The organism is Streptomyces sp. NPDC031121, assembly GCF_055570615.1.
In genome coordinates, this window is sequence record NZ_JBVIGV010000008.1 from 216,426 (window position 1) to 232,520 (window position 16,095).

Genomic DNA, 16,095 nt, shown 5'->3' on the forward strand with positions numbered 1-16,095 from the left:
TGTGCTGTTTTCCCTTTTCTGGTTGGAGTGGCAAAACGTTCGCTCGCTTTCCCCCCCCCCCCCCCCCCCCCCCCCCCCCCCCCCCCCCCCCCCCCCCCCCCCCCCCCCCCCCCCCGCCGCGCATCCCGCCCCCCGCCGCGCATCCCGCCCCCCGCCGCCGACCCGCCTCTCGCCCCGCCCCTACCCCCGCCCCAGCACCACCGTTCCCGCGGTGCAGAACCAGCCTCCCGTGCCCGAGGCGACCGCCACCTCCGGTGGGCTGCCGTCTCGGCGCGTCACCTGGGTCGGGCCGCTTTCGCCGCGGAGTTGGCGGACCGCTTCGACCAGGAGGAACAGGCCCCGCATGCCGGGGTGGCAGGCCGAGAGGCCGCCGCCGTCGGTGTTGACCGGGAGGTCGCCGTCGTGCAGGAGGCGGCCCTTCGCGGCGAAGGCGCCGCCTTCGCCCTTGGGGCAGAAGCCGAGGTCCTCCAGGGTGACCAGCGTCATGTACGTGAAGGCGTCGTACAGCTCGGCGATGTCGACGTCGGACGGGGTCAGGCCGGCGCGCCCGAAGGCCAGGCGGCCGGAGGCCGCGGCGGGGGAGACGGTGAAGTCCTCCCACTCCGACATGGTGGTGTGGGAGACGGCGGTGCCGGCGCCGAGGACCCAGACGGGCCGCTTCGCCGTGTCGGGGACGTAGTCCTCGGCGGCGAGCAGGACCGCGCAGCCGCCGTCGGAGCGGATGCAGCAGTGCAGCTTGGTGAACGGGTCGGCGATCATCTCGCCGGACAGGACGTCGTCGACGGTGATCGGGTCGCGGAACATGGCGTCCGGGTTGCCGGCGGCGTTGGCGCGGGCCTGGACGGCGATCGAGGCGAGCTGTTCGAGGGTGGTGCCGTACTCGTGCATGTGGCGGCGGGCGGCCATCGCGTACTTCGCGATCAGGGTGTGCCCGTACGGCGCCTCGAACTGGAGGGGTCCGCGCGCGCCGAAGGAGAGGTTCGCGGTGCGGCGGCGGGCCTTGATGTCGGCGCGGGCCGTGGAGCCGTAGGCGAGGAGGACGGCGTTGGCGTGGCCGGCGGCTATGGCGTCCGCCGCGTGCGCGGCCATGACCTCCCAGGCGGCCCCGCCCACCGACGTGGAGTCGGTCCAGGCGGGGCGCAGCCCCAGGTACTCGGCGACCTCGACCGGGGCGAGGGTGCCGAGGCCGGCGGAGGCGAAGCCGTCGATGACGGAGCGGTCCAGGCCGGAGTCGGCGAGTGCGCGCCGGGCGGCCTGGGCGTGGAGGGCGTACGGGGTGGGGCCGTCGACGCGCCCGCAGTCGGAGAGGGCTGCGCCGACGATCGCGACGCGGCGGCGGGGGGCGGCTTCGGGTGCGGGTCCGGAGAGGGGTCCAGGTCCAGGCATGGGACGAACGTACAGCTGACGGATCGTCAGTTCCAGTGGCGGGCGGTGGTGGTCGGCGGTGGATGTCCGTGCGCTCCCCGCTCTGGGCATGTCGCGCCCCCGCCCCTAATATGACGGCCCGTCAGTTACGGGGAGGAGCCCGATGATGGATGCCGCCTTCACCGCGGAGCAGGAGGGGATCCGCCGCACGCTGCGCGAGGTCCTCGGCAGGCGCTGCGGCCCCGACCGGGTCAAGGCCGCCGTGCGCACCGCCGACGGCTACGACCGGGAGCTGTGGGAGCAGCTGTCGCGGGAGATCGGCCTGCCGGGCCTGGCCGTGCCCGAGGAGTACGGGGGCGTGGGCTGCGCCCCCGCGGACCTGGTGCTGGCCTGCGAGGAGACGGGGCGGGCGCTCCTGCCGTCGCCGCTGCTGGCCACCGCCGTGCTCGCCGCGCCGCTGGTTGCGGCGCTCGGCAGTGCCGGGCAGCGTGCGGCGCTGCTGCCGCCGCTGGCCGGCGGCGGGCTGACGGCCGCGCTGGCGGTGCCGGGCCCGGCGTTGTCGGCGGCGCTCGGGCTGACCGGGGACGGCGGGGCGGGGGAGTGGGCCGGCGGCGGCCGGGCGGGCGGGGTGCAGGCGCGCCGGGCGGCGGACGGGGGGTGGCGGCTGTACGGGGAGGCCGCGCAGGTCCTCGACGGGCACAGCGCGGGCCTGCTGCTGGTGCCCGCCCACGCGGGGGGTTTCGCGCGGAGCCGCGTTCTGCTGTTCCTGGTGCGGGCGGGCGCCGCGGGCCTGGTACGGGTCCGGCAGACGGCCCTGGACGAGACGCGCCCGCAGGCCCTGGTGCAGCTGCGGGACGTGGAGGCGGAGTGGCTCGGCGACGGCGACCCGCTCGGCGACGACACCGGCGCCACCGCCGCCGGCGGCCCCGCCGCGGTGCGCGGTGCGCTGGCCGCCGTGGGGCGCACCGCGGCGGCCGTGGTCGCGGCGGAGGCGGCCGGGGCGGCGGGGCGGGCGCTGGAGCGGACGGTGGAGTACGTCCGGACCCGGGAGCAGTTCGGGCGGCCGATCGGCTCGTTCCAGGCGGTCAAGCACCGGCTCGCGGACCTGTACGTCCAGGTCCAGGCGGCCCGCTCGGCGGTCTGCTACGCCGCGTGGGACCCGGAGCAGGGCGGCCTCGCCCTCGCCCAGGCGCTGGAGGCGCTGCGGCTCGCGGCGGCGGAGGCGATCCAGCTCCACGGCGGGATCGGCTTCACCTGGGAGCACGACGCGCACCTGTACTTCAAGCGGGCCGCGGCGGACGAGCTGCTGTTCGGGCCGGTGCACCTGCTGCGGGCGCACGCGGCCCGACGGGCGGGCCTCTTCGACCCCTCCTCCGGCCCCGACCCGTCCTCGGGCCCGGACCCCTGCCCCGGCCCGCACCCCGCCCGCACCACCCCCGCGCCCGTCCCCACTCCGACCGGGAAGGCGGCCGTCTGATGGCCCTCGGCACCACCCTCATGCAGAAGGCGTCCTCGACGAGGCTGTTCGCCAAGGTCGCCCCGCACGTCATCCCCGCCCTGGACAAGGCGGTGCACCGGCTGACGGGCGGAAAGGTGATCCTCAGCGCCCGCATGCTGCCCGGGTTGATCCTCACCTCGACGGGCGCGCGGACGGGCCGGTCCCGCGCCACGCCGCTCGCGTGCATGCCGCTGGAGTCCGGCTCCGGCTGGATCCTGATCGGCTCGAACTTCGGCCGCCCCGGGCATCCGGCGTGGACCGCGAACCTGCTGAAGAACCCTGACGCGCAAGTGAGTTGGAAGGGCCGGGACATCGCCGTACGGGCACGGCTGCTGCGGGGCGCGGAGCGCGCCGAGGCGTGGCGGGCCGTGCTGCGGTTCTGGCCGCCGTACGCGACGTACCAGGCGCGCATCGAGCGGGAGATCCGGCTGTTCCGCCTGGAGCGCCGCTGATCGGAGGTGGGCCGGCGGGCCGGGTGGGCGGCCCGCCGCTACTTCGTCGGCTTCTTGCCGGTGATGCCCAGGTGGACGAGGAGGGCGAGGTTGGGCTTGAGCTCGGCCTGCTTGACGCCCCAGGTCTGGAAGCCCTTCTGGTGCGAGGCGACCGCCGCCAGCATGGCGACCAGGGAGCCGGCCATGGCTGCCGGGTTGACGTCCTTGTCGACCCTGCCCTTGGCCTGGAGTTCCTTCACCGACTCCGTGAGGGAGTTGGTGACGGAGTTCAGGATCTTCATGCGGATCTTGTAGAAGCGCTTGTCGCCCTCGGCCGCGCCGAGGTCGACGACGCGCAGGATCGCGTCGTTGCGCCGCCAGAAGTCCAGGAACCCGTCGACGAGCTCCTCCGCGGCCTGCCAGCCGGCCTTGCCGACCCAGGTGCGGCCCTCGACGAGCGAGGTCAACTGCGCCCCTTCGGCGGCCATGTGGTCGGCGATCTCCAGGACGGCGCCCTCGACGTCCGGGAAGTACTGGTAGAAGGTCGCGGGGGAGGTGCCGGCCTTGCGCGCGACGTCGATCACCTTGACATCGCGGTACGGCGAGGAGCTGAGCATCTCGCCGAGGCAGTCGAGCAGCTTCTGCCGCGTCGCCTGACCGCGCCGGCCGGCAACGCGGCCGTCGACGGTGCGTACTTGTCCTGTCATGCCGTCAGCTTACCGAGGGGGTGTCGGAGCGCGATTCGGCCGCCTGCAAATGGGGATACCAGCCGCCCGGCCTGGGGGAAGTCCGCCCCGGGCCGCTCCGGGCGAAGGATTTCGGCCGTTCGCGGCCCCCTCCGCAGCCCGCCTCGCAGCCCGCCTCGCAGCCCGCCCCGCGGCCCCTCCCGCAGCCGCGCCGCCGACCCGACCGCTTCCTCCCTTTACCACCCGATTAGTCTTGTCAACAGGCTGTGGACAACGCTTCGGGCGGACCATGGCCCCGAGAGGACACCGCACCGCCGCGGCTGCGCGGGAGCGTGGGAGCGTACGGAGGGTACACACCCCCGCACAACGGAAGGAAACGGGCCATGGCCGCATTCGCGGAAGGCACCCCCTGCTGGGTGGATGCCTCGCTTCCGGACGTCGAGGCGGGCAAGCGCTTCTACGGCGAGCTCTTCGGCTGGACCTTCAGCGCCGGCTCCCGGCAGTACGGCGGCTACACCCAGGCCTACAGCCACGGCCGCAACGTCGCCGCGCTCGCCCCCAAGCCCGACGGCCGCATGCCCACCGTCTGGGGGATCTACCTCGCCACCGCCGACGCCTACGCCTGCGCCGCCCGCATCCGCGCCCACGGCGGCCAGATGGTCATGGACCCCCAGCCCGTCGGCCCGTACGGCACCGCCGCCCTGGCTGCCGACCCCGGCGGCGCCGTCTTCGGCCTGTGGCAGCCCGGCACCCACGACGGCTTCGAGGCGCACGGCGAGCCCTTCACGTACTGCTGGGCCGAGCTGTACACCCGCGCCCGCGACGCCGTCGACGTCTTCTACGCGAACGTCTTCGGCTACGTCCCCGAGGACCAGGACGACGACGGCTCCGGCGTCGAGTACCGGCTGTGGTCGCCGCCCGGCAGCCCGCCCGGCGCCGAGACGGCCGTACTGGGCCGCAGCCTGATCACCGACGCCTTCCCGGAGATCATGCCGGCGCACTTCCTCGCCTACTTCGCCGTCCCGGACTGCGACCGGTCCGTCGAGGCGGTCAAACGGCTCGGCGGCCGGGTCACCGCCGACCCCTTCGACACCCCGTACGGGCGGATCGCCGTCGTCGCGGACAACCAGGGAGCCGTCTTCGCCCTGCTCTCCGAGAACCCCGGCCGCCCGCCCGCATAGCCGCCCCCCGCCCGCCGGGACCGCCCCCCGCACCCCTTCCCGCCCCGCCCTCCGGCCCCTCCCGCACCACGCGCACCGGCGCGGCCCCGACTGTGGCGACACGGCCTGGGCGCGGGCCTGACAGAATCGGGGTTGCACGACCACCGGCGGCGCCCGGAGTGAGACGCTGCACGGGGCCGACCGCCGTGCCGGCGTGCGTGCAGGTGTGAACGGGCCAGGCCAGGCCCGTACGGGGAGGTGTGGGAGGCGAGTGGTGGAGCAGCTGACGCAGCACGACCCGAGACGGATCGGCCCCTTCGAGGTGCTGGGACGTCTCGGCGCCGGCGGCATGGGGCTGGTCTATCTCGCCCGGTCGGCGTCCGGACGCCGCGTGGCGATCAAGACGGTGCGCACCGAGCTGGCCGAGGACCAGCTGTTCCGCGTGCGCTTCACCCGGGAGGTGGAGGCGGCCCGCGCCGTCTCCGGCTTCTACACCGCCGCCGTGGTCGACGCCGATCCGCGGGCCGCCGTGCCGTGGCTGGCGACCGCGTACGTCCCGGCGCCCTCCCTGGAGGAGATCGTCAACGAGTGCGGGCCGATGCCCGCGCAGGCCGTGCGGTGGCTGGCCGCCGGCATCGCCGAGGCGCTCCAGTCGATCCACGGGGCGGGCCTCGTCCACCGCGACCTGAAGCCGTCGAACGTGCTCGTCGTCGAGGACGGCCCCCGCGTGATCGACTTCGGTATCGCCAGCGGTGTGTCCAACACCCGCCTGACCATGACGAACGTCGCCGTCGGCACCCCCGCCTACATGTCGCCCGAGCAGGCGAAGGACTCCCGCAGCGTCAAGGGCGCCAGCGACGTGTTCTCCCTCGGCTCGACCCTCGTGTTCGCCGCGACCGGCCACCCGCCCTACCACGGCGCGAACCCGGTGGAGACGGTGTTCATGCTGCTGCGCGAGGAGCCCAACCTGGAGGGGCTGCCCGAGGAGCTGCGGCCGCTGATCGAGTCCTGCATGCAGATGGACGCCTCCCAGCGCCCCACCCCCGCCGACCTCCAGGCCCAGCTCGCCCCGCACCTCTTCGACGGCGGCGACGACAGCGGCACCGCCTCCGCCTGGCTGCCGGGGCGGGCCGTCGCCCTCATCGAGTCCCGCCGAGCCGGCCAGCGCACCTCCGCCCTCCCCGCACCGCCAAGCCCCCGCGGCGGCGACGCCCCCGCCGCCCGGCGCGAGCCCCGGGGCGTCGCCGACCCGTGGGTGGACCCGCGGACCGGCCAGGCGATCCCGCAGCGGCCCCACCACCCGCCGCGTCCGGCGGCCGCGCCCGCCCTGTCCGGCGAGCCCGTCCGCCTCGGCGGCTCGCCCGTGCCGATCGGGCCCGGCCCGTTCGCGTCGGCGGCCTCGCCCGCCGCGCAGGCGGGCGCCGCCGACGCGGCGACCGGCTGGATCCGCCCGCCCGGCGCGACCGGCTCCGCCGCAGCGCCCGCAGGCGCCTCCGCGGCCGCCCCCGCCGCACCCGCCGTCCCGAACCCGGGCCCCGCGCCGGACAGCGGCCGCTGGCGGCCCTGGCGGTTCCGCATGTCGAACGAGGTGTGGGGCACCCCCGCCGTCGCCGGCGACCTGCTGTACGTGACCTCCTTCGAGGTCCACGCGCTGGACGTGGCCACCGGCCGCCGCCAGTTCAAGACCCGGGACGTCGCCTGGGCCATGGCCGTCTCCGACGGCCGCATCCACGCCTCCGACGGACCCTCCCTGTACGCCCTCGACGCCTCCGACGGCTCCGAGCGCTGGCGGCTGTCCGCCGACGCCTGGGTGTACGCGCTGCGCGCCGACCGGGGCACCGTCGTCACCGCCACCCGCGGCGGCGGCGTCCAGGGCTGGGAGGCCTCGAACGGCCAGAAGCTGTGGGAGCTGACCGGCGCGCAGAGCGACTTCGAGACCCCCGAGGCGGCGCCCGTCCTCCACGACGGCACCGTCTACGTGTGGCAGGACGCCCGGCTGCGCGCCCTGGACGCCCGCACCGGCCGCGAGTCGTGGTCGTACCCGGTCGGCGACGCCGCGGCCTGCGGGAACGTCCCCGTACGGGTCACCCCCGCGCCCGACGGGAACGTGTACATCAGCGCCGGCACCCGCGTGCTGTCCGTGGACCGGGCCTCCGGCCGGGTCCGCTGGCACTTCGAGGCGCCGGCCGTGTTCCTCGCACCGCCCGCGTTCGCGCCGGGCGCGGCCGTCACCGGCGGCGGCGTGTACCTGGCGGACTACCTGGGCACCGTGTACGCCCTCGACGCGGCCACCGGCAAGGACCGCTGGCGGATCGCCACCGAGCCGCGGACCTCCGCGGACCCGGTGCTCGTGGCCGCCGGCAACGTCCACCTCGGCGCGGGCAGCGCCGTGTACACGCTCGACGCGGTCACCGGCACGCCGAAGTGGCGGTTCGCGGCGGGCGGCGAGATCACCGGCCCGCCGGCGGTCGCGGACGGCCGCGTCCACTTCGGGTCGGCGGACCACTGCCTGTACACCCTGGACGCGGCGGGCGGCCAGCTGCGCTGGAAGCTGGCCACCGGCGGGGAGATCACCGGCGCCCCGGTCGCCGAGGGCGGCGTGGTGTACGCGTGCAGCAAGGACCGCTGCGTGTACGCCCTGGACGCGGCGAAGGGGACGGGCACCCGTACGGCCGGGTGAGCGCGGGCGGGGCCGTGTACCGGCCCCGCCGAGTCGCACACGGCACCGGGAGTGACAGGATGGACCCCATGAGCAACGTCTACTTCGACATCACCATCGACGGCCAGCCCGCCGGCCGCATCGTCTTCAACCTGTTCGACGAGGTCGTCCCGAAGACCGCGAAGAACTTCCGCGAGCTCGCGACCGGCGAGCACGGCTTCGGCTACGCGGGCTCGCCGTTCCACCGCGTCATCCCCCAGTTCATGCTGCAGGGCGGCGACTTCACCCGCCAGAACGGCACCGGCGGCAAGAGCATCTACGGCGAGAAGTTCGCGGACGAGAACTTCGACCTGAAGCACGACCGCCCGTACCTGCTGTCGATGGCGAACGCCGGCCGCAACACCAACGGCTCGCAGTTCTTCATCACCACCGTCGTCACCCCGTGGCTGGACGGCAAGCACGTCGTCTTCGGCGAGGTCGTCGAGGGCAAGGACATCGTGGACCAGATCGAGAAGCTGGGCACCCCGTCGGGCGCCACCCGCGCCAAGATCGAGGTCGCGGCGTCCGGCACCGTCGAGGCCTGATCCCTTCCGTTTCCCGGGCGCGCCCGGTACGGCCGGAGGCCCGCCCCTCGGGGGCGGGCCTCCGCCGCGTCGTGCCCGTCACCGCAGGCCCGTCACAGCCGGCCGAACAGCACTCCGCGCCAGGTCCAGCCCGCGCCGAGGACCGCCTTCTGCAGCGGCGCCTTCAGGTCCGACGTGGCGAAGCGGAACGTCTCCGTGGCCTCCGTACGGCCCCCCTTGCCGCGGCCGATGGTCCACTGCTTCGACAGCGTCGTCACCTGGCCCCGGGCGTACTCGCCCGACGTCCTCAGCTGCGGCGTGCCGCCGATCCACGTGACCTCCCACTGCCGGTCGGCGCTGCGCACCTCGTGCCCGTCCGGGTCGATGCGCATCCGGATCTGCACCTGCCGCTCCAACTGGTGGCGCTGGAAGAAGCCGTGCCAGGCGGGCTCCCGCACCCGCCACTCCGCCACCAGGTCGGCGTCCTCCCCGGGAAGGGCGTTGCGCACCGTGTAGGGCGCGCCCTGCCCGCCCAGCGCGAGCAGCGCGGCCCGGACCTCCGCGGCCGGCTCGGGCGGGATGCCGCCGTCGGGGTGCCGGGTACCGGTCAGCCTGTCCTTGAAGCCCACCGCTACGCCCCGCCCGCGGCGTCCGTGCCGGGGGTCCCGGGGTCCGGTGCGACCGAGCGCAGGAACTCCTGGAAGTCCGCCCGCACGGCGTCCTCCTGGGCCGCGGTGACGGTCAGGATGAGCCGGATCACCACGCGCTTGCGCGGGTCGCCCACGTCCTGCATGGCGAGGTAGACCTGGGACTGGACGAGCTCGCGCGGCACGCCGCCCACCACGGCGGTGAGCGTCAGCCTCTGCGCGAGGCCGGGGGAGTCCTCGGAGCCGAGGGGGCGGCGGCCGGCGACCTCGACGGACCCGACGGACCGGCGGAGCCGTTCCACCGAACCGTCGGCGATGTCGGCGAGGGTCTCCTCCTCGGCGGTCCAGAAGTCACCGTCGATGGTGATGTTGGCGGTGAATCCGGCGTCGGGTTCCGGGTGCAGGGCGACGAACGCCGCGTCCGGGGCGCCGACCTCGTCCGGCGGGGCGGGCCGCCAGCCCTCCGGCAGGACGAACTGGATGGGAATCGGCAGTGTCGTGGGCATGTTGTCTCACGCCCTCCTTCCGTCTGCGGGACAGTGCATCAGTCGAACAATCCGACGACGCCGTCCTTGATGTCGCCGGCCGTGTCGCCCACCCAGTCGGCGGCGTCACCGGCGGACTTCTTGAGCTTGTCCGTGTCGAAGGTGAACTCGCCGCCCACGGAGCCGCCGATGCCGAGGGCGACGCCCACCTTGCCGCCGACGTGCCACTTGCCGTCGTCGCCCTTGCCGAAGGTCACCTTGGCCTCCGCGCCCGCGCCGGCCCAGCCCTCGGCCGTGGCGCCGGCGCCGATGCCGGCGAGCTCGCCGCCTCCGGCGACGCTTTGCTTGCCGCCGGCGAAGGCCTTGGCGCCGGCGCTGACGCCCTCCCAGCCCGCAGAGCCGCTGAGCGCGGCCTCCCCGCCGGCGAACCCCTCGGTGCGCCCGTAGAGGCCGCCCCAGTGGCTGTAGTCGGCGCGTCCCTCAAGCAGGGTCCTGACGCCCGCGGAGGTCTCGGCCTTGCCCGCGAGGCCCTCGTGGGTGAAGCCGTAGTTCGCGCTGGCCCTGGCCCCCACGGTGATGTCGTCGATGCCGGAGAGCGCGAAGTCCCCGTTCTGGTACTTGCCCTCCGCGGTCATCTTGAAGAGGTCGGCGTACGCCTTCGCGGACCCCTCCTTGCCGTATTTCTGGCCGGTGACCGTGGTGCCCGCGCTCGGGCCGGTGATCTTCAGGCCGCCTTCGGACTTCGGTCCGTTCTTGGCGTCCTCCGCCTCCTTGGCGGCCCGGTCCCGCGCGGCCTTCTCGTCCTTCAGGGCCTGGTCGAGGTCGCCGGTGGCGCCGGCGTTGAAGCCGGCGAGGGACATGTCGGCGCCCTGGCCCAGAGCGTCCTTGTTGCTGTCGGTGACGGCGGTTTCGAGGACGGCCTTGACGTTGTGGTCGAGCTCGGTGACGGCCTTCACCCGGTCGTCGATGTGCTTCTGCCACTTGCCAACGGCCTCGCTGATGGCCTTCTGTCCGTCGGGGTCGTGGTGGTAGGCGCTGCGCTCGCCCGGGGTGAGCTTGGCCCAGTCGAAGGCGACGGCCCCCTGCTCGGAGACGGTCATGCCGGCGGCTATCGCGTCGTCACGGGCGCTCACCAGCTTGTTCTTCAGGTCGGTGAACTTCTCCTGGGCGTCCCGCAGCAGGCCCGCGATCGCCTTCGCCTGCACCTGCGCCGCCGCGTACTCGTAGCGGGTCGCCGCGAAGCCCTTCTCGGCGCTCACGGCGCTGCGCCCGGCCCAGCCGTCCGTCGTGGTGATCTTCTGGACGGTCTCGCCGTAGCGGGTCTCGATCTTCTTCAGCTCGCCCGCCATCGACTGCCACTTGCCGGCGGCGGTGCCGAGCAGCCCGAAGTCGGTGTTCATGACCTCGTAATAGTTCAGCGCCACAGCTCAGCTCCCTACAGACCGTTCAGACCCGACTTGCCGGCCAGGAAGTCGTTGCGAAGTCCGATGTCGTTGCGGGCGAAAAGACCCGAAGCGCCGCGAAGGGCGCCCTTCTCCGCTTCGAGCCGGGCGATCAGGTTCTTCACCTGCTGGTCCCAGGTCTCCGCGACCTTCTTCAGGCCGGCGGCGGTCTCCCAGCCGTCGAAGCCCTTCTGGGCGGCGGCGGTCGACTCGTCGGCGTCGTCGGCGGCCTTCTTCGTGTTCGGCTGGAGCTCGGTCTCGATCGTGTTCGCGGCGGCCTTCTTCTCGGCCGGGGTCGAGGCGAAGTCCTGCCCTCCGGGCGCCTGCAGCAGGGGCGGCGGCGGGTTCGTGCCCGTTGCCAGCAGCGGCGGGCGGGCCGTGTTGGGCTGCTGCTGCACCAGCGGTGGCGGTGGTGCGGTGACGCCTGGGGCCAGTGGCCCCTCGCCGTTCAGCCGCATGCCCACCTGCTGCTCCGGATGAAGTTCATCTGCCATGTCTGCACTCCCCGTTGGCTGGCGCTGATCATATGCATGGCAAGTGCGAACCGGCCAAGCAGTCCCGCTCCGGGAAGGGGACGGCCAGGCGCCCGAATTCCGGCACACCGGGCCCCAGGGGCGGGCGGACGTCCTGCCAGATGCCGCCCGAGCTGCGGCTTTCCGCCAGCCGCCGGATGGCCGGTACTCGTCACCGCACCCGCGGCTCCGGCGCCGCACGCCGGCCGGCGAACAGGGCGGCCTGCCGGTCCGGCGGCAGGTTGCCCAGTGCGATCAGAGCCGGGGCCTGGGCGAGGGCCTGCTGGAGTGTCGCCTGCTTCGCCGACCACAACGCCCGTACGGTGCCCTGCACGGCCTCCGCCGGGAACGACGCCAGCGTCCGCGCCGCCCGCAGCGCCGCCTCCGGAAGCTCCTCGGGCTCGGCCAACTCCGAGACCAGGCCGATGGCGTACGCCCGGCGCGCGGACAGCCGCTCGGCCGTCCCCATCAGCGCCATCCGCGCGGCCTCCCCGAACGGCATCCGCTGCGCCATGTACACGGCCTCGTACGCGCTGACCATGCCGTAGGAGGTGTGCGGGTCGAAGAACTCCGCCGTGTCGGCGGCGATCAGGAACTCCGACTCGCCCAGCAGGTAGAACGCCCCGCCGCAGGCCATGCCGTTGACGGCGGCGACGACCGGCTTCCACAGGTCGCACGCCTTCGGGCCGACCGACAGGAGCGGGTCGTCGACCGAGTACGGCGAGCCCGGCTGGGGGACGTCGGCGTCCCGGTCGAGGCCCGTGCAGAACGCGGCGCTGCCCGACCCGGTCAGGACGACCGCCCGCACGCCGTCGTCGTGGCGGAGCTCCCGCCACAGCGCGGTCAGGGCGGCGGCGGTCGGCAGGTCGATCGCGTTGTGCCGGTGGGGCCGGTCCAGGATGACGACGGCGACTCCGGCGGCCGCGTCGCGCTCCACCCGCAGCGTCACGGCCTCTCCGGAACCCAGCGCGGCACGGTGACGCCGCCGCAGTCGGCGAAGACGGCCCGGACCCGGGCGCCGATGCGGACGGCCGCCGGGTCGGCCGAGCCGAGCGGGGCGTCCGCGGAGGCGACGAGGTTGCCCACGAGCCGGATGCCGGGGGCGTCGGCGAGTTCGACGAGGACGACCGTGTAGGGGGCGTGGGCGGCGTACGCGGGCAGCAGCGGCGGGTGCGGGCGCACGTACGACCAGATCCGGCCGCGGCCGGAGACGGGCTGCCAGTGGGAGGTGAAGGAGCGGCAGTGCGGGCAGCACGGGCGCGGCGGGAAGCGCGGCCTCCCGCAGGCGGTGCAGGCCTGCACGCGCAGCTCGCCGCGGGCGGCGTACTCCCAGAACGGGGCGCCGTCCTCGTCGGGGACGGGTGCCAGCAGGGCGTCGGCGGGAGTGGTGGGGGTCATGGGCGTCTCGCTCCTCTCGTCGGCCGGGAGGCCGGCCGTCCGGTCGTACGGCCGTCAGGCGCGCAGCAGGATCGCGGACGTGGGAACGCCCTCGCCCGCGGTCACCAGGCAGGTACGGGCGTCCGGCACCTGGGCGGTGGAGGTGCCGCGGAGCTGTTTGACGCCCTCGGTGATCAGGTTGAAGCCGTGCACGTACGCCTCGGACAGGCCGCCGCCGCCCGTGTTGATCGGGAGCCGGCCGCCCGTCTCCAGGGCGCCGCCCTCGGTGAAGGCTCCGCCCTCGCCGCGCCCGCAGAAGCCGTAGCCCTCCAGGGACAGGGGGACGAGCGGGGTGAAGGCGTCGTAGATCTGGGCGACGTCCACGTCCTGGGGGCCGAAGTCGGCGCGTTTCCACAGGTGGCGGGCGGCCGTCCAGGCGGGGCCGGACAGCGGGTCGTCGTTCCAGTAGTTGACCATGCCGTGGTGCTGGGAGGGCAGGCCCTGCGCGGCGGCGTGGACGTGGACGGGCCGGTGGCGGCAGTCGCGGGCACGGGCGGCGGAGACGACGACGCAGGCGAGGGCGCCGTCGGTCTCCAGGCAGTTGTCGAAGAGGCACAGCGGCTCGCTGATCATGCGGGAGGTCATGTACATCTCGCGGGTCAGCGGCCGCTCGTACATGATCGCGGCGGGGTTCTCGTTGGCCCGGTTGCGGCAGGCCATGGCCACGTTGAAGAGGTGGTCGCGGGTGGCGCCGTACTCGTGCATGTAGCGGCGGGCCAGCATGGCGATCTCGTCCGCGGGCCGCAGCAGCCCGAAGGGGCGCGTCCACTGGCCGGGGGTGGGGAGCTGGACGGCCGTGTTCGTCCAGGGGCGGGGACCGGAGCCGCGCTTGCGGGAGCGCCAGGCCACGCCGACGCTCGCCTGGCCGGTCGCGACGGCGGCGGCGAGGTGGCCGACGGTGGCGCAGGAGCCGCCGCCTCCGTAGCCGACCTTGGAGAAGAAGGTGACGTCGCCGGCGCCGATGGCCTTGGCGACCTCGACCTCGTCGGTCTCCTCCATGGTGTAGGAGGCGAAGGCGTCGACCTCGCCGGGCGCGATGCCGGCGTCGTCGAGGGCGGCGAGGATCGCGCGGCAGGCCAGTTCCTTCTCGGACTGGGGGAGGCGTCTGGCGAAGGGGGTCTGGCCGATGCCGACGATCGCCGTAGCGTCCTTGAGGGTTGCCGCCATCGCCGCCTCCGGGGCACGTCGCCAGTGCTGACAGCCGCGAAGGGTACAGCTAATCTGACGAACAGTCAGCTACTGGTGTGGCGGGGAGGCGGACGATGGACCGGCGCGCAACCAGCACCGACGGCGGGAACACGCACGGCAGCACGGCGTACGGCGGCACCGCGTACGACGGCGGGGCGCAGGGCGGCACCGCGTACGACGGCGGGGCGCAGGGCGGCACCGCGTACGACGGCGAGGCACACGGCGGCACCGCGTACGACGGCGAGGCACACGGCGGCACCGCGTACGACGGCGAGGCGCAGGGCGGCACGGCGACGCACGGCACCGGTGCGCCCGTCCCCGCCGCACCCGGCGGCGGCGCCCAGCGGACCGCGGACGGCCCCGCCGACGAGGGCGTGCGGGGCGACCTCCGCTGGGGCACCATCGCCGGGCTCGTCCGCGACGCCGCCACCCGCCACGCCGACCGCGAGGCCGTCGCCGACGGCCGCACGCGCCTCACCTACCGGGCCCTCGGCGAACGCGTCGAGCGCGCCGCGGCCGCCGCCATCGCCGCCGGCGTCCGGCCCGGCGACCGCGTCGCCGTCTGGGCGCCCAACACCCCCGACTGGATCACCTGCGCCCTCGGCGCGGTCTGCGCGGGCGCTGTCCTCGTCCCCCTGAACACCCGTTTCAAGGGCGCCGAGGCCGCGTACGTCCTGGACCGCAGCCGGGCCCGGCTCCTCTTCGTCACCGGCACCTTCCTCGGCACCTCCTACGTGGCCTCCCTGCGCCGCGCCGCCGCCGAGCGCCAGGATGCCGCCGACGCGCCGGCGGCCCCCGGCCGCGGCCCGCTGCCCGGGCTCCCGCACCTCGAACAGGTCGTCGTCCTCGCCGACGACGCCCCGCACGACTTCCGCACCTGGAAGGACTTCCTCGCCGCCGGCGACGCCGTCCCCGCCGCCGAGGTCCGCCGCCGCGCCGACGCCATCCGCCCCGACGCCCCCTCCGACATCGTCTTCACCTCCGGTACCACCGGAAGCCCCAAGGGCGCCGTCACCACCCACGCCCAGTCCCTGCGCTGCTACGAGCTGTGGAGCGAACTCGCCGGACTCCGCGCAGGCGACCGCTACCTGATCGTCAATCCGTTCTTCCACACCTTCGGCTACAAGGCCGGCATCCTCGCCTGCCTCATGCGCGGCGCCACGATGGTCCCGCAGCCCGTCTCCGACACCGGCACCGTCCTCGCCAACATCGCCGCCGAACGCATCTCCGTCCTCCCCGGCCCGCCCACCCTCCACCAGTCCCTCCTCGACCACCCCCACCGCGACCGGCACGACCTGTCCGCGCTGCGCCTCGTCGTCACCGGCGCCGCCGTCGTCCCCCTCCGCCTCGTCGAACGGCTCCGCGGCGAACTCCGCATCGCCACCGTCCTCACCGCCTACGGGCTCTCCGAGGCCGCCGGCATCGTCACCATGTGCCGCCGCGGCGACCCCGACGACATCGTCGCCACCACCTCCGGACGTGCCGTCCCCGGCACCGAGGTCCGCATCGCCGGCCCCGACGGCAGCCCCCTGCCCGCGGGCCGGCCCGGTGAGGTCCTCGTCCGCGGCCACCAGGTCATGCGCGGCTACTTCGAGGATCCGGAGGAGACCGCCCGCGCCCTCACCCCCGACGGCTGGCTCCGCACCGGCGACGTCGGCGTCCTCGACGCCGCCGGGAACCTGCGCATCACCGACCGGATCAAGGACATGTTCATCGTCGGCGGCTTCAACGCCTACCCCGCCGAGATCGAGCAGCTCCTCGGCCTCCACCCCGACATCGCGGACGTCGCCGTCGTCGGTGTCCCCGACCCGCGCCTGGGCGAGGTCGGCAAGGCGTACGCGGTCCGCCGGCCCGGCTCCACGCTCACCGCCGACGACCTGATCGCCTGGTCACGCCGCGAGATGGCCAACTACAAGGTCCCGCGCACCGTGGAGTTCCTCGCCGAACTCCCGCGCAACGCGAGCGGCAAGGTCGTCAAGCACGCCCTGCGCACGGCCCGCCCCGGCACCTGAGCCGACCGGC

Annotated in this window: 15 protein-coding genes; 6 read left to right on the forward strand and 9 right to left on the reverse strand. The window is 74.6% G+C overall.

Annotation, left to right across the window (positions count from 1 at the left end):
• Positions 1-180: 180 nt before the first annotated feature.
• Positions 181-1,386, reverse strand: a complete 1,206-nt coding sequence (locus ACZ462_RS17020) for a thiolase C-terminal domain-containing protein (RefSeq protein WP_467803427.1) — start codon at positions 1,384-1,386, stop codon at positions 181-183.
• Between the two features lie 145 nt (positions 1,387-1,531).
• On the opposite strand from ACZ462_RS17020, the gene ACZ462_RS17025 reads away from it, so the two are divergent.
• Both ACZ462_RS17025 and ACZ462_RS17030 read left to right on the forward strand, forming a co-directional pair.
• A complete protein-coding gene (locus ACZ462_RS17025; RefSeq protein WP_467803611.1) occupies positions 1,532-2,842 on the forward strand; it encodes an acyl-CoA dehydrogenase family protein in 1,311 nt (436 codons plus the stop codon).
• Positions 2,842-3,315, forward strand: coding sequence for a nitroreductase family deazaflavin-dependent oxidoreductase (locus ACZ462_RS17030; protein ID WP_467803425.1), 474 nt, complete (start codon positions 2,842-2,844; stop codon positions 3,313-3,315). The genes ACZ462_RS17025 and ACZ462_RS17030 overlap by 1 nt, the downstream gene beginning before the upstream one ends.
• Positions 3,316-3,353: 38 nt before the next feature.
• On the opposite strand, the gene ACZ462_RS17035 is transcribed toward ACZ462_RS17030, so the two are convergent.
• Positions 3,354-4,001, reverse strand: a complete 648-nt coding sequence (locus tag ACZ462_RS17035) for a TetR family transcriptional regulator (RefSeq protein ID WP_114057969.1) — start codon at positions 3,999-4,001, stop codon at positions 3,354-3,356.
• 362 nt (positions 4,002-4,363) lie between these two features.
• On the opposite strand from ACZ462_RS17035, the gene ACZ462_RS17040 reads away from it, so the two are divergent.
• The 3 genes from ACZ462_RS17040 (at position 4,364) to ACZ462_RS17050 (ending at position 8,383) form a co-directional block, all read left to right on the forward strand.
• The gene (locus ACZ462_RS17040) at positions 4,364-5,161 is read left to right on the forward strand and encodes a VOC family protein (RefSeq protein ID WP_467803424.1); all 798 of its coding nucleotides are present in this window, start codon (positions 4,364-4,366) and stop codon (positions 5,159-5,161) included.
• A 253-nt stretch (positions 5,162-5,414) separates the two neighbouring features.
• Positions 5,415-7,820: a protein serine/threonine kinase AfsK gene (gene afsK / locus ACZ462_RS17045; RefSeq protein WP_467803422.1), complete on the forward strand. Its 2,406-nt coding sequence runs from the start codon at positions 5,415-5,417 to the stop codon at positions 7,818-7,820.
• A gap of 68 nt (positions 7,821-7,888) precedes the next feature.
• Positions 7,889-8,383 (forward strand): peptidylprolyl isomerase, encoded by a 495-nt coding sequence (locus ACZ462_RS17050; RefSeq protein WP_467803421.1) that lies wholly within the window; start codon positions 7,889-7,891, stop codon positions 8,381-8,383.
• A gap of 92 nt (positions 8,384-8,475) precedes the next feature.
• Here ACZ462_RS17050 and ACZ462_RS17055 read toward each other — a convergent pair whose 3' ends face one another.
• The 7 genes from ACZ462_RS17055 to ACZ462_RS17085 all read right to left on the reverse strand — a co-directional run bounded on the left by ACZ462_RS17055 (position 8,476) and on the right by ACZ462_RS17085 (position 14,052).
• A complete protein-coding gene (locus tag ACZ462_RS17055; protein ID WP_467803419.1) occupies positions 8,476-8,991 on the reverse strand; it encodes a hypothetical protein in 516 nt (171 codons plus the stop codon).
• Between the two features lie 2 nt (positions 8,992-8,993).
• Complete coding sequence (locus tag ACZ462_RS17060) at positions 8,994-9,515, reverse strand: hypothetical protein (RefSeq protein ID WP_467803418.1); 522 nt, start codon at positions 9,513-9,515, stop codon at positions 8,994-8,996.
• A gap of 38 nt (positions 9,516-9,553) precedes the next feature.
• Positions 9,554-10,918: a hypothetical protein gene (locus ACZ462_RS17065; protein WP_467803416.1), complete on the reverse strand. Its 1,365-nt coding sequence runs from the start codon at positions 10,916-10,918 to the stop codon at positions 9,554-9,556.
• 11 nt (positions 10,919-10,929) lie between these two features.
• On the reverse strand, positions 10,930-11,430 hold the full coding sequence (locus ACZ462_RS17070) for a hypothetical protein (protein WP_467803414.1): 501 nt from the start codon (positions 11,428-11,430) through the stop codon (positions 10,930-10,932).
• 190 nt (positions 11,431-11,620) lie between these two features.
• The gene (locus ACZ462_RS17075) at positions 11,621-12,397 is read right to left on the reverse strand and encodes an enoyl-CoA hydratase/isomerase family protein (protein ID WP_467803413.1); all 777 of its coding nucleotides are present in this window, start codon (positions 12,395-12,397) and stop codon (positions 11,621-11,623) included.
• Positions 12,394-12,846: a Zn-ribbon domain-containing OB-fold protein gene (locus tag ACZ462_RS17080; RefSeq protein WP_467803411.1), complete on the reverse strand. Its 453-nt coding sequence runs from the start codon at positions 12,844-12,846 to the stop codon at positions 12,394-12,396. Before ACZ462_RS17080 ends, ACZ462_RS17075 begins: the two co-directional genes overlap by 4 nt.
• Positions 12,847-12,900: 54 nt before the next feature.
• Positions 12,901-14,052, reverse strand: coding sequence for a lipid-transfer protein (locus tag ACZ462_RS17085; RefSeq protein ID WP_467803410.1), 1,152 nt, complete (start codon positions 14,050-14,052; stop codon positions 12,901-12,903).
• Between the two features lie 395 nt (positions 14,053-14,447).
• On the opposite strand from ACZ462_RS17085, the gene ACZ462_RS17090 reads away from it, so the two are divergent.
• Entirely contained in the window at positions 14,448-16,085 is a 1,638-nt protein-coding gene (locus tag ACZ462_RS17090) for a FadD3 family acyl-CoA ligase (protein WP_467803610.1), read from the forward strand.
• The last annotated feature ends 10 nt before the right edge of the window (positions 16,086-16,095 follow it).

Bases quoted from the DNA above. Each gene is read 5' to 3' on its own strand.
- ACZ462_RS17020 (WP_467803427.1), bottom strand. From the start codon at position 1,386: ATGCCTGGACCTGGACCCCTCTCCGGACCCGCACCCGAAGCCGCCCCC.
- ACZ462_RS17060 (WP_467803418.1), bottom strand. From the start codon at position 9,515: ATGCCCACGACACTGCCGATTCCCATCCAGTTCGTCCTGCCGGAGGGC.
- ACZ462_RS17085 (WP_467803410.1), bottom strand. From the start codon at position 14,052: ATGGCGGCAACCCTCAAGGACGCTACGGCGATCGTCGGCATCGGCCAG.
- ACZ462_RS17035 (WP_114057969.1), bottom strand. From the start codon at position 4,001: ATGACAGGACAAGTACGCACCGTCGACGGCCGCGTTGCCGGCCGGCGC.
- ACZ462_RS17080 (WP_467803411.1), bottom strand. From the start codon at position 12,846: ATGACCCCCACCACTCCCGCCGACGCCCTGCTGGCACCCGTCCCCGAC.
- ACZ462_RS17050 (WP_467803421.1), top strand. From the start codon at position 7,889: ATGAGCAACGTCTACTTCGACATCACCATCGACGGCCAGCCCGCCGGC.
- ACZ462_RS17030 (WP_467803425.1), top strand. From the start codon at position 2,842: ATGGCCCTCGGCACCACCCTCATGCAGAAGGCGTCCTCGACGAGGCTG.
- ACZ462_RS17040 (WP_467803424.1), top strand. From the start codon at position 4,364: ATGGCCGCATTCGCGGAAGGCACCCCCTGCTGGGTGGATGCCTCGCTT.
- ACZ462_RS17070 (WP_467803414.1), bottom strand. From the start codon at position 11,430: ATGGCAGATGAACTTCATCCGGAGCAGCAGGTGGGCATGCGGCTGAAC.
- ACZ462_RS17025 (WP_467803611.1), top strand. From the start codon at position 1,532: ATGGATGCCGCCTTCACCGCGGAGCAGGAGGGGATCCGCCGCACGCTG.